The 12,346-nt window shown below is 70.5% G+C and carries 12 protein-coding genes; 2 read left to right on the top strand and 10 right to left on the bottom strand.

Annotated elements, in window-relative coordinates:
• Window positions 1–94: 94 nt before the first annotated feature.
• The 6 genes from QFZ26_RS11400 to QFZ26_RS11375 all read right to left on the bottom strand — a co-directional run bounded on the left by QFZ26_RS11400 (window position 95) and on the right by QFZ26_RS11375 (window position 3,967).
• Entirely contained in the window at window positions 95–1,285 is a 1,191-nt protein-coding gene (locus tag QFZ26_RS11400; protein WP_307042161.1) for a UDP-N-acetylmuramate dehydrogenase, read from the bottom strand.
• 1 nt (window position 1,286) lies between these two features.
• The gene (locus QFZ26_RS11395) at window positions 1,287–1,712 is read right to left on the bottom strand and encodes a MaoC family dehydratase (RefSeq protein WP_307042159.1); all 426 of its coding nucleotides are present in this window, start codon (window positions 1,710–1,712) and stop codon (window positions 1,287–1,289) included.
• Window positions 1,712–2,158, bottom strand: coding sequence for a MaoC family dehydratase N-terminal domain-containing protein (locus QFZ26_RS11390; RefSeq protein WP_307042157.1), 447 nt, complete (start codon window positions 2,156–2,158; stop codon window positions 1,712–1,714). The genes QFZ26_RS11395 and QFZ26_RS11390 overlap by 1 nt, the downstream gene beginning before the upstream one ends.
• Before the next feature lie 86 nt (window positions 2,159–2,244).
• On the bottom strand, window positions 2,245–2,787 hold the full coding sequence (locus tag QFZ26_RS11385) for a DUF937 domain-containing protein (RefSeq protein ID WP_307042155.1): 543 nt from the start codon (window positions 2,785–2,787) through the stop codon (window positions 2,245–2,247).
• A 119-nt stretch (window positions 2,788–2,906) separates the two neighbouring features.
• Complete coding sequence (locus tag QFZ26_RS11380) at window positions 2,907–3,227, bottom strand: L-rhamnose mutarotase (protein ID WP_307042153.1); 321 nt, start codon at window positions 3,225–3,227, stop codon at window positions 2,907–2,909.
• 125 nt (window positions 3,228–3,352) lie between these two features.
• Window positions 3,353–3,967, bottom strand: coding sequence for a TetR/AcrR family transcriptional regulator (locus QFZ26_RS11375; RefSeq protein ID WP_307042151.1), 615 nt, complete (start codon window positions 3,965–3,967; stop codon window positions 3,353–3,355).
• Window positions 3,968–4,140: 173 nt separating this feature from the next.
• Here QFZ26_RS11375 and QFZ26_RS11370 point away from each other — a divergent pair, with 173 nt between their 5' ends.
• A complete protein-coding gene (locus tag QFZ26_RS11370; protein ID WP_307042149.1) occupies window positions 4,141–5,337 on the top strand; it encodes an MFS transporter in 1,197 nt (398 codons plus the stop codon).
• Window positions 5,334–6,965, top strand: a complete 1,632-nt coding sequence (locus QFZ26_RS11365) for an amidohydrolase (RefSeq protein WP_307042147.1) — start codon at window positions 5,334–5,336, stop codon at window positions 6,963–6,965. The genes QFZ26_RS11370 and QFZ26_RS11365 overlap by 4 nt, the downstream gene beginning before the upstream one ends.
• A gap of 49 nt (window positions 6,966–7,014) precedes the next feature.
• Here the strand turns inward: QFZ26_RS11365 and QFZ26_RS11360 are convergent, their stop codons facing one another.
• The 4 genes from QFZ26_RS11360 to QFZ26_RS11345 are packed head-to-tail and all read right to left on the bottom strand — an operon-like array spanning window position 7,015 to window position 12,313.
• Window positions 7,015–8,568 carry an APC family permease gene (locus tag QFZ26_RS11360; RefSeq protein WP_307042145.1) on the bottom strand — a complete coding sequence of 518 codons (1,554 nt, stop codon included), beginning with the start codon at window positions 8,566–8,568 and terminating at the stop codon, window positions 7,015–7,017.
• A gap of 11 nt (window positions 8,569–8,579) precedes the next feature.
• Window positions 8,580–9,467, bottom strand: coding sequence for a universal stress protein (locus QFZ26_RS11355; RefSeq protein WP_307042143.1), 888 nt, complete (start codon window positions 9,465–9,467; stop codon window positions 8,580–8,582).
• A complete protein-coding gene (locus QFZ26_RS11350; RefSeq protein WP_307042141.1) occupies window positions 9,467–10,831 on the bottom strand; it encodes a flavin monoamine oxidase family protein in 1,365 nt (454 codons plus the stop codon). Before QFZ26_RS11350 ends, QFZ26_RS11355 begins: the two co-directional genes overlap by 1 nt.
• A 12-nt stretch (window positions 10,832–10,843) precedes the next feature.
• Window positions 10,844–12,313 (bottom strand): NAD-dependent succinate-semialdehyde dehydrogenase, encoded by a 1,470-nt coding sequence (locus QFZ26_RS11345; RefSeq protein WP_307042138.1) that lies wholly within the window; start codon window positions 12,311–12,313, stop codon window positions 10,844–10,846.
• Between the last annotated feature and the right edge of the window lie 33 nt (window positions 12,314–12,346).

Below are 12,346 nucleotides of genomic sequence, written 5' to 3'. Positions count from 1 at the left end.
CACTCGAACGCGTCATATCCCGACACGATGGCCGATGCAGGCCACCCGGATGGCGCGAAATGACGCGTTCGGCGGTCAGGCTACAGCGCGCAGGCTACAGCTCGAGCCCGACGAGCATCGGCTCGGCCTGGAGCACGATGCCGAACTCCGCCTGCACCCGGCTCTGCACGAAGCGCGCGAGCTGCGCGATCTCGTCGGCGCTCGCGCCGCCCCGGTTGGTGAGCGCGAGCGTGTGCTTCGACGAGACGGCGGCGCGCGAGCCGGGCAGGGCGAAGCCCCGGTGCACGCCCGCCTGCTCGATGAGCCACGCCGCCGAGAGCTTCACGAGCGACTCGCCTGCCGCGGCACCAGACTCGTCGACGGATGCCTCGAGCGCCGCCTGGTGCGCGAGGAACGCGTCGAGCGGCGACTCCGTCGCGAGCGAGCCGAGCGGCGTCACCTCCTCGGGCGGTTCGGGCTCGAGGTACCACCGGGGTGCGCCCGCCGGAAGCGTTCGTGCAGCGTGCTCGCTGACGATCGGGTTGGTGAAGAACGACCCGGCACTCACGGAATCGGGGTCGGTCGGGTCGAGCACCATGCCCTTCGCGCGGCGCAGCGCGAGCACGCTGTCGCGCACGAGGGCGCTGGGCACCCGGTCGCCGAGCTGCACCTGCAGCGCGTCGGCGAGCTGCCCGTAGGCGATCGGCTGGCCGAGAGCCTCGCCGAGCACGGCACGCTCGGCCGCGGTGTCGTGCAGCTCGAGCTCGACCGAGACGACGATGCCGCGCAGCCCCTGCTTCAGCACCGAGGTGCGGTAGCCGAATTCGAGCTCTTCGGCGGTCATGCGGCGCGGGGCATCGGCGCCCTCGTCGAGGAAATCGATCGCCACGAGGGTCGCCTCGAGCTCCTGCCCGTAGGCGCCGATGTTCTGCACGGGGGCGGCGCCAACCGACCCCGGGATGCCCGAGAGCGCTTCGATGCCCGAGTAGCCGTGTTCGACGGTCCACGCGACGAGGTCGTCCCACGACTCGCCGGCCTGCACCCGGATGCGGGCGGATGCCGCGTCGCCGGGGTTCGGCAGCACCTCGATGCCGCGCGTGGCGACCCGGATGACCGTGCCGTCGAAGCCGTCGTCGGCCACGAGCAGGTTCGAGCCGCCGCCGAGCGCGAGCCACGGAGCATCCGTCGCCCAGGCCTCACGGGCGAGGTCGACGAGATCGCGCTGGGTCGTGGCGGTCACGAGTCGCTCGATGGCGCCGCCGACCTGCAGCGTCGTGAGCTCGGAGAACCGGACGTCGCCGCTCATGTCAGGCGAGCGCGACGCGCACTTGCGCCTTGCCGAGCACGGTGTCGTCGCCGAGCTTGACCGTGAGGTCGATGCGGGCGACCGTGGCCGCTTCGTCGAGCTGGCCGACCTTCGCGGTGACCGCGATGACGGCGCCCACCTCGGGGTCGACCACGACCGGGCGGGTGAACCGCACCTGGTAGTCGGTGACGCGACCGGGGTCGCCGGCCCAGTCGACGACGGGCTGCACCGCGAGTCCCATGGTGAGCATTCCGTGCGCGAGCACGCCCGGCAGGCCGACGGCGGCGGCGATGTCGTCGCGGTAGTGGATCGGGTTGAAGTCACCGGATGCCCCCGCGTAGCGCACGAGCGAGTCGCGAGTGAGCGGGAAGGAGCGTTCGGCGACGACGTCGCCCACGGTGAGGGAAGTGAACTCAGGAGCGGGCATCACTCGTCTCCTCGCACCACGAGCTGCGACAGCGCGGTGACCACGTGAGCACCGTCGGCGTCGACGATCTCGGACTCCGCCACGACGATCGAGTGCCCCCCGAGCGTCTTCACGCTCGACACCGTGAGCGTCGCAGTGAGCTGGTCGCCCGCGACCACCGGACGCGTGTAGCTGAAACGCTGGTCGCCGTGCACGATTCGGGAGAAGTCGATGCCCACGTCGGGCTCGGACAGCAGCTGGGCGAGGGTGCGCTCCTGCACGACGATCGGGAAGGTCGGCGGTGCGACGACGTCGTCGTAGCCGGCCGCGCGGGCGGCCTCGGGGTCGAGGTTGATCGGATTCGTCGCGAAGACGGCGCGAGCGAACTCGCGCACCTTCTCACGACCGACGAGATAGGGCTCTGTGGGCGGGAAGACGCGCCCCATCAGCTCGGGATTCACTGGCACCCAGCCAGTCTATGCAGTGCGTTCGGGCGGGATGGTCGAGTGGCCCGCGACCTGCGCTCGCCCGGCTCACGAACCGCCGGGGCCGGTCAGCGCTTGCCGCCGCCCAAGAGTCCGCCGAGCAGGTCGCCGAGGCCGTCACCCCCGATGAGACGGCCGAGCACGTCGCCGATGCCGCCCGACGCGGGAACCTCGGTCGGCGTCGCGGAGGGCTTCGGCGCCTGCTTCTTCTGGAACTGCTTGGCGATGAAGGCCAGGACGATGGGGGCGAGGATCGGCAGCAGCTGGCCGATGAGGTTCGAGCCCGTGCCTTCTTTGCTCTCCTTCGCATCGAGCGCCTTCACGACCTGGTCGGTGTTGCCCCCGAACACGTTCCGCACGATCTTGCGGCCGTCGTCTTCATCGACGTCATCGAGATTCACGCCGCCCTCGACGAGCGACGGGTCGTGGGACGTGACCGCCTTCTCGAGCGACGCCGCCCCGGCAGGGTCGTTGGCGTTGGCGCCCATGCCGGCGACGAGCGCAGGCAGCGCGTCGTCGATCGCCGTTCTCGCGGTCGCTTCGTCGACCCCGAGCTTCTTGGCGATGTCGCCGATCGGGAGGTTGGCCATGAGCTCGTCGAGTCCTGACATGCGGATTCCCCATTCTCGCGCCCGTGACCGGGCGCCCCGGTCTCACGGTATCGACACGGATGCCTCGCGCGGAAGGGGCATCCGCTGCGCATCCCGTGACCAGCGCTCGGCCGGCGCGACTACGCGCCGCCGTTCTCCGAGAGGCTCCAGACCAGCCGCAGGTCGACGCTTCCCACGTCGCCCTCGACGGGCTCGAGATGCGGGCCCATGATGGCGTGCCAGCGCTCGCCGATCTCCTGCGTACGCTCGGAGCGGGGCGGCTCGTCGCCCGTCGTGGTGATCACGTGGAAGAGGTCCTGACCGTGACGGAAGATCAGCCACTCGACGTAGCCGCGCTCGGCGAGGTTCTCGGCGACCTCGGCCGGAACGACCCGGTGCGCCTCCTCGTAGGCCTCCTGCATGCCGGCCTTCAGGCGGGTGCGGATCGCGCGGACGTGCATCTCGGACTCCTCTTCGAGTTGACGGTCGGCTCTCGATCGATGAGACCTGGAGAGACCCTACCGAATGAGACCGACGAGCGGGCCCGAGGGAGGTATCGGCACTGATGCCGGGCGCGGAAGCGGGCTCAGTCGTTCTCGTACCGGGCGAGGCGGAGCCGAAGGCCGTCGAGGAGCAGCTCGAGTCCCCCGTCGAAGGCTCGATCGCTGCGGGTGGTGCCCCGGGCTCCCGCTTCGACGAGCCGGCCGAGGATCTCGGTCGGCGTCTCAGGTCGCCACACGTCGTCGGGCGACGCGAGGTCGAGTCCGAACCCGATCGAGAAGGCGTCGATGATGCCGATGACCTCGAGCACGTCGTCCTCGGGAAACCCCGCCGCGGCGAGTGCGGAGGCGAGTCGATCGTAGGTCGAGATGACCGACGGGTCGGTGATCGTCTTCCCGACGATGAGCGGGATGAGGAACGGATGCTCGGCGTACATGCGGCGCTGCGCGCGGAGCATCCGCTCGACGACCTCGTCCCAGGTTCCGTCGAGCGACGCCGGGGTGTACCGCTGCACCAGCCGGCCGCGCATCAGCTCGACGATCTCGTCGCGCCCTGCGATGTGGTTGTAGAGGGACGACGGCGTGACTCCGAGCCGACGCGCGATCGCGTTGACGCCGAATGGGGCGCCCTCGTCGACGAGCTCCATGGCGGCGTCGGCGATGCGGTCGGTCGAGAGCAATGGGGTCCTCGGCCTGGGCATCGGCGCCTCCTTCGTCCACGTCAGCCTACGCGCCGGGATTTTCCCTCTTCCCGAATCGGGCTCACGTATGCATAATAAACGAACACCATTCGTTTACCTCGTGCACATCGTCGTGCCTACCCCGGAGGTCCCCCGTGTCCCACCCCCTCCCGTCCGTCCGGATCCCACTGCGGTTGCCCAGCGCCGTCGCGACATTCGGGATCGGCATCGCCGGCTACCTCGGCGTGAACCTCTCGCCGTACATGATCGCCGCAGCGCAATCGGCGCTCGGCGTCGACGTGCTCACCGCCAGCTGGCTCGTGACCGGCACGCTGCTCCTCACCGCCGTGACCGGCCTCGCCACCGCGAAGCTCAGCGCAGGGCCGCACCGACTGCTCGTCGCACGCGTCGGCCTGATCATGGCGGCCGCAGGCTTCGGCGCGGCGGCCCTCGTGCCCGCGCCCGGGGTCGTCGTCGCGGGCCTCCTCGTCGGCGGCGTCGGCGCCGGCGGGGCGGTCTCATCGGCGGGCGCCGCGCTCGCCGCCTTCATCGACCCCGATCGGGTGTCGGGGTTCAGTGGGCTAGCGAATCGCGCGGTCATCACGGTGATCCTGGCGCTGGTGCCGTTGCTGCCGCTCGTGCCGATCAGCGTGTTCGGAACCCTCGCGCTGTTCTCGGCGGCGGTGCTGTTCACGTCGGCATGGCTGCCGTCGGCACCCGTCGTCGATCATGCTGCCGCACCGGCAGCGGATGCCGCGGCATCCGGGCTCGTCGGTCGCCGCCCCGCGCAGGCCGAGACGATCGCCGGGTTCTCGCTCCTCGTGACGTTCGCGCTCTGGGCCGTGAGCGAGGACTCGCTCTGGGCCATGGCCGGCGTCATGGGCGCCGAACAAGCTGGCCTGACGCCCGAGGGCCTCGGCATCGCACTCAGCGGCGCGACCGCCGGCGGGATCGTCGGCGCCGTCCTGCTCATGATCGTCGGCAACCGGCTCGGCCGTGCCATGCCGCTCGCGACCCTGCTCATCGCGGGTGGTGCCCTGAAGATCGTCGAGGGCTTCGTGACCGATCCGACCGTGTTCATCGTGGTCTTCATCGTGTGGAACACCATCTACGCGATCGCGTTCTTCTACTTCGTGGCGACGGCCGCGGCGCTCGACGCCGACGGCCGCTGGTCGGGTCCGCTGCTCGCGGTCTACCTCGTGGGCTCGAGCCTGACCCCCGTGATCGGCGCGGCCCTCGTCGAGTCGTTCGGCTACCAGGGCTTCGTCGTGGCGCTCGGCGTCGCGAGCTTCATCCTGGTCGTCCCGGCCTTCCTCGTCGCCCGCATCTCGAGCCGGCTCCAGCGCACCGAGGAAGCGACGCCCGCCGTCGTCGAGGAGGTGGCCGCATGACCTGCACCGTCTACGCGCACGCCCGGGTCTTCACCGCCGACGAGCCCGGCTGGGCCGAGGCGATCGTCGTCGACGGCGGGCGCATCGCGTTCGTCGGCTCCGACGCCGAGGCCGCCCATGTCGCCGGGCCCGATGCGCAGGTCGTCGACCTCGGCGGGAAGGTGGTCGTGCCCGGCTTCATCGACGCCCACACGCACCTCGTGATGATGGGCGAGGCGCTCGGCAAGGTCGGGCTCACCGACGCCCGCACCCTGCCCGAGATCCAGGAACGGCTGCGCGCCGCGCGTGAGGCCGACGTCGCGGCGCCGCGAGTCCTCGGGCGCGGGTGGCTGTTCGACTCCGTGCCGGGCGGCGCGCCCACGGCCGCGATGCTCGATGCGGTGGTCGCCGACGTGCCCGTGTACCTCGATGCCAACGACTACCACTCGGTCTGGGTCAACTCGGCCGCGCTGCGCGAGCTCGGCATCGACCGTCGCACGCCCGACCCCATCGGTGGGCGCATCGGTCGCGACGCCGACGGCGAGCCCGACGGAATGCTCTACGAGACCGCCGCGCAGCAGCACGCGTGGACGCTGCTCGCGGACGTTGCGACCGATGCCGACCGCGACGCGGCCGTCGAGCGAACGATCGCCGCCTACCTCGAGTCGGGCGTCACGGGCGTGGTCGACATGGCCTTCGACGAGCTCGGGCTCGCGGCGTTCGATCGAGCGGCCGAGCGCCGCGGCGGCGCGCTGCCGATCCACGTGCTGGCGCACTGGTTCATCGCGAACACCGGTGACGACGAGCAGAACCTCGCGCAGGTCGCTCGCGCCGTCGAGCTCGCCGGCGTGCACCGCCCGTGGCTCAGGGTCGTCGGCATCAAGCTCGTGCTCGACGGGGTGATCGACGCGTGCACGGCCGCGATGCGGCATCCGTACGCCGACGGCTCGAACGCCGAGCCGATCTGGCCGCTCGAGCGGCTGCGCCCCGTGGTGGCGGTCGCCGACGCGGCCGGCCTGCAGATCGCGATGCACGCGATCGGCGACCTCGCGAGCGACATCGCCCTCGACGCGCTCGAGCACGCGCACTCCGTGAACGGTGAACGCCCCCGCCGGCATCGCATCGAGCATCTCGAGTACGCCGCCGCCGAGACCGCCGGCCGGATGGCAGTGCTCGGCGTCACCGCGTCGATGCAGCCCGTGCACGCCGACCCCGCGATCTGGGCGAACTGGGCGGCGATGCTCGGCGACGAACGCGCCGACCGCGGCTTCGCCTGGACCGAGTACCGCGATGCGGGAGCCCTGCTGGCGTTCTCGACGGATGCCCCGACCGCGCCGCATGAGGCGCTGCCGAACCTCTACATCGCCACCACGCGCCGGTCGGCGCTCGACGGCTCGTATCCGGCCAACCACCCCGAGTACGCCGTCCCCCTTGCCGACGCCGTGATGCACGCCACGCGCGACGCCGCCGCGAGCTGCCTCGAGGAGGGCGAGCGCGGCCGGATCGCCGTCGGGCTCGCCGCGGACTTCGCGGTGATCGATCGGGATCCCTTCGCGGAAGGCCCCGATGCGCTGCTCGAGGCGCGCGTGGTGCGAACGGTCGTCGCGGGCAACGCGGTGTTCGAGGCCGCAGAGGCGTCCGTCGCCTGATCCGCCGCCGAACGATGCGACCGGGCTCGGGGCCCGGCGGCTCGGGCGCTCAGCCCTCGGCGACCGCGCGCGAGAGGGTCTCCCCACGGAAGAACGCGGGTCGCTTTCGCCATTGCCAGAGCATGATGGCGACGCCTGAGAGCAGCACCACCATGCCGAGCACGAAGACGAGGCCGACCCCGAAGATGTTCGAGCCGCTGCCGTAGTCGGGGTCCATGCTGTCGATGAGCGTCGTGAAGAACAGCACCGCGAGGATCACTCCGCCGATGAGCGGGAAGAGCAGGGTGAAGAACACGTTCCGCACCGAGCGGAACCACACCGAGCGGAAGAACCACACGCACGCGAACGCGGTGATGCCGTAGTAGAAGCAGATCATCATGCCGAGGGCGGTGATCGTGTCCCAGAGCACGTTCTCGCTGAGGAAGCGCATGACGGCGTAGAAGACGGATGCCACGATCGCCGAGACGACCGTCGCGTACCCGGGCGTGAAGAAGCGGGGGCTGACCTTCGCGAACTTCTCTGGCAGGGCGCCGTAGTGCCCCATCGCGAGGAGCGTGCGCGCGGGCGAGACGAACGTCGACTGCAGCGACGACGCCGAGCTCGTGAGCACGGCGAGCGAGACGAGCACCGCGAGCGGGCCGAGGATCGGGCCCGCGAGGTGGAAGAACACGTTGTCTTGGATGTCGGGGTTGCCGAGACCGAACTCACCGGTGCCGACGCCCGCGTAGGCGATGAGCGAGACGGCGATGAGCAGGTACAGCACCACGATCGTGACGACGGTGATCGTCGCGGCGCGCCCCGGGGTCTTCTCCGAGCCCTTCGTCTCCTCGTTCATCGTGAGCGTGACGTCCCAGCCCCAGAAGATGAAGATGGAGAGCGACAAGCCCGCTGCGAACGCCGAGAACGACTCGACGGCGAACGGGTTGAACCACGACAGCTCGATCGCCGTGGCGTCGAAGGCGTTGCCGTTGGCCACCTCGACGAGCGCGGCAACCGAGAAGATGATGAGCACGAGCACCTGGAACCCCACGAGCCAGTACTGCAGCTTCTGCGTGGTCTGCATGTCGCGGTACGAGATCCAGGTCGCGCCGACCATGAACAGCAGGCACACCACGACGTTGATGAACGGGTTCGTGGAGAGCTCGGCGATCGCCGGATCCCCGGCGATCTGCGAGATCAGCAGGAACAGGAAGTCCACCGCGATGCCTGCGAGGTTCGAGAGGACGAGGATCGTCGCGGCGACGAGCCCCCAGCCGGCGAGCCAGCCGACCCACGGCCCGAACGCACGCGTCGCCCACGTGAACGAGGTGCCCGAGTCGGGCATGCGGCGGTTGAGCTCGCGGTAGCCGAACGCGACGAGCAGCATCGGGATGAACCCGACGAGGATGATCGCGGGCACCTGCACCCCGACCTCCGACACGGTCGGGCCGAGCGCGGCCGTCAACGTGTACGCGGGGGCGATGCACGAGATGCCGATGACGATCGCGCCGATGAGGCCGACCGAACCGGCCGAGAGCCCCTTCTTCGAGATGCCGTGGTCGGCTCCGTCGACGGCGCGCGTCGCCTCGGTCAGTGGTGCGGCGGGTACTGGTTGGTGCGTCATTGCCGTCTCTTTCAGCTCGTTGCGCCCGACGCGGCGGTGCGCGGCACCACGATCATCGGGACCGGCAGTTCGCGGAGCATCTTCGCCGCCGTCGAACCGAGGAACAGGTGGTGCGGCGTCGCCAGGCGACTGGAGCCGACAAGCACGATCTCGCCGGCGTGCCACTCGAGCCCGCGCACCGCGTCTTCGATGGTGGGGCCTTCCGCGACCTCGGCGGTCGCCTCGATGCCGGTGGGCAGGGCGCGCCGCGCGGTGAGGAGCACTTCGTCGGCGTGCACGGTGCTGGTGAGCTCGGCGAGCCCCTCGTCCATGCCGGCCGGCAGGTCGATGGAGACGAGCGAGAGCAGTCGCAGGGGTGCGAGGGTCGCGCGCGCGAGCGCGACGGATGCCTCGAGCAGCGCGTCGGCTCCGGGTCTCGTGCCGATCGCGGTGGTGATGCGCGACACGCCCTGCGCGGCAGGAACCTCGCGCGAGCCCGCCGGGGCGAGGGCCACCGGCACGTCGGACGAGTGCAGCAGCTCCCCCGCGACCGACCCGATGCGCGAGCGCCCCAGGATGCCGCCGCGGGCGGCACCCACGACGATGAGCGACGCGCCGAACTCGTGTGCAGCGGCGATGAGCCCCTCGGCGAACGACTCGGCGTAGCGCACGTGGAGCGACTGGGCCACGTCGTCGCCGAGCGAGGCGGAGGCCTCGGCGAGCCACCTGCGCGAACGCTCCTTGAGGTGTCGTTCGTACCCGGCATCTGCCGGCACCACGCTGTTGCGTGCTTCGCTCGGGAGCACCATCACGACGTCGAGGAGTGCCTCACTCGCCGAGGCGAGCCGTGTGGCGAGGGCGAGCGCGTCGGCGCCGCTGTCGTTGGCGGTGTAGCCGACGACGATTCGCGTGCCGCCCATCAACGGCTCGCGAGGATCTCGTCGGCGACGTCGCGGCCGACGCGGATGGCGCCGTCGACGTGCTGGTAGCCCTTGCCCGCCATGTCGGAGCACGAGAAGTGGATCGGCCCGACGGGCGTGCGCAGGTCGGCGCCGTACCGCGCGAGCCCGCCCATGTCGAAGCTCGCGGCGTACGCGCCACGGGTCCACTCCTCTGAACCCCAGTCGCTCTCGTAGTAGACGACGGGGGCCAGCGCCTGCTCGCCGAAGTAGTGCGAGAGCGACTCGAGGATGCGGCGCTTGCGCTGCTCGGGCGTGAGCGAGAAGACGCCGTCGGCCTCTTCGTCGGACACGAAGCCGACGAGGGTGCCGCGCGGGTCCTCGTGGTTGGTGTTGTCGTAGGCCTCGTGCACGAGCTCGTAGGGGCTGAACGCGGTGCCCGAGAGCCCGGCATCCCGCCAGAACGGCGTCTCGTAGACGGCGTGCACCTTGATGACGAAGCCCATCGAGAGGTGCTGGTGCAACTGCTGCTGGCGGCGCGGCAGCGGCGGCTCGTAGGAGATGCGGCTGATCAGGATCGGCGGCAGCGCGAGCACGACGTGCTTCGCGTGCACCTCGAGCGAGTCGGTCACCGCGATGACGCCCGACTCCGGGGCATCCGGAGCCCAGCGCACCGTGCGCACCGGCTGGCCGAGGCGCACCGCCTCACCCAGTCGCTCGGCGAGCAGCAACGGCACCTGCTGCAGTCCGCCGACGACGCGACGGTCGAGGATGAAGTCGGCGTCGACGAGGTTCGAGAAGGAGCCGGCCGATGCCGCCATGAGCAGTGCCTGCAACGCCGAGAACGCGTGCGCGGGCTTCGTGAGCATCGCGCCGGCGATGAACATGCCGATGTTCTCGCGCGCCTCGAGGTCGTCGGTCTGCGTCTCGAGCCAGTGCGCGAACGAGATCTCGTCGAGCTCCTTGGCCCGCGGGTGCGCCCACGGACGGTCGGGGTCGATCTCGGCGACGAGTGCGTCGAGCTCGTCGATGAGCGAGACGATCTGCTCCTCGGTCTCGCGCGGCACCGGGAAGATCTCGCCCTCGAACTTCTTCAGCTCGCCGTCGGGCCCGATGTAGATGTTCTCGCCCTCGCGGTAGCGGGGGTAGGTCTCGAGGCCGAGCTCGTCGAGCGTCTCGATGAGCGCGTCCTGATCGGGCGAGACCCACTGGCCGCCGATCTCGAGCATCGCGCCGTCGATGTCGTCGGTCCAGAGCCGCCCGCCGGCGCGGTCACGCGCCTCGAGCACGACGACCGAGCGGCCGGCGTCTTTCAGGCGGGTGGCGGCGGTGAGGCCGGATGCCCCGGCTCCCACGATGACGACGTCGCAGTCGATGCGTTCCATGTTCCTGTTCCTTCAGCTCACGGGGATGAGCGTGTACTTCGTGTCGAGGTATTCGTGGATGCCCTCGAGGCCGCCCTCGCGGCCGATGCCCGACTGCTTGACGCCGCCGAACGGCGCGGCCGCGTTCGAGACGAGTCCGGTGTTCAGGCCCATCATCCCCGTGGCGAGGCGGTCGATCATGCGGTGGCCGCGCGCGAGGTCTTGCGTGAACACATAGGAGACGAGGCCGTACTCGGTCGCGTTCGCGAGGCGCACCGCCTCGTCTTCATCGGCGAACGTGGAGATGCCGAGCACGGGGCCGAAGATCTCCTCCGAGAGCATGCGGCTGCCGGCGGCGACGCCTGCGAGCACGGTCGGCGCGTAGAACGTGCCGTCGCCGTCGATGCGGTTGCCGCCCGTCAGCACGGTTGCGCCGCGGCCGACGGCATCCTGCACGAGCGCGTCGGCGGAGTCGACCGCCTTCGCGTCGATGAGCGGGCCGATGTTCACGCCCTCTTCGGTGCCGCGGCCGACCTTCATGGCCTTCACGCGCTCGGCGACGCGGTCGGCGAACTCCTCGGCGACCGATTCGTGCACGATGAAGCGGTTGGCCGCCGTGCAGGCCTGGCCGATGTTGCGGAACTTCGCCATCATCGCGCCGTCGACCGCCTTGTCGAGGTCGGCGTCCTGGAAGACGACGAACGGGGCGTTGCCGCCGAGCTCCATGCTCGTGCGGAGGATGCCCTGCGCGGCCTGCTGCATGAGGCTGCGACCGACCTCGGTCGAGCCGGTGAAGCTCAGCTTGCGCAGGCGCGGGTCGGCGATGATCGGGCCCGACACCTTCGACGAGGTGCTCGTCGCGATGACGTTCACCACGCCGGCGGGCAGGCCCACCTCCTCGAGGAGCTGCACGAACGCGAGCGTCGTGAGCGGGGTGAGCGCCGGCGGCTTGATCACGACGGTGCAGCCCGCGGCGAGGGCGGGGGCGATCTTGCGAGTCGCCATCGCGAGCGGGAAGTTCCACGGCGTGATGAAGAACGACGGGCCGACCGGTCGCTGCGACACGATCATGCGCCCGGTGCCCTCGGGGTTCAGCCCGTATCGACCGCTGATGCGCACGGCCTCCTCGCTGAACCAGCGGAGGAACTCGCCGCCGTACGCGACCTCTCCGCGGGCCTCGGCGAGGGGCTTGCCCATCTCGAGGGTCATGAGGAGTGCGAACTCCTCCTTCCGCTCCTGGAGGAGGTCGAACGCGCGACGGAGGAGCTCCCCGCGCTCGCGGGGCGCGGTGGCCGCCCACGCGTCTTGCGCGGCAACGGCCGCGTCGAGGGCACGAATGCCGTCGGCGACGGAGGCATCCGCGATCTCCTTGATCGTCTTGCCGGTCGCCGGGTCGGTGACCGTGAGGGTCTTGCCGCCCTCGGCGGCGACCCATTCGCCGCCGATGAAGAGCCCGCCGTCGAGCTGGTCGAGGACGGTGGCTTCAGTGGTTGCGTTCGTCATGCGTCCGTTCCGTTCACTGGTGTTCGTGGGTCG

This window comes from Agromyces ramosus (assembly GCF_030817175.1).
Lineage (GTDB): Bacteria > Actinomycetota > Actinomycetes > Actinomycetales > Microbacteriaceae > Agromyces > Agromyces ramosus_A.
The sequence above is the reverse complement of the archived record's forward strand: the minus strand, read 5'-3'. Positions and strand labels throughout refer to the sequence as shown.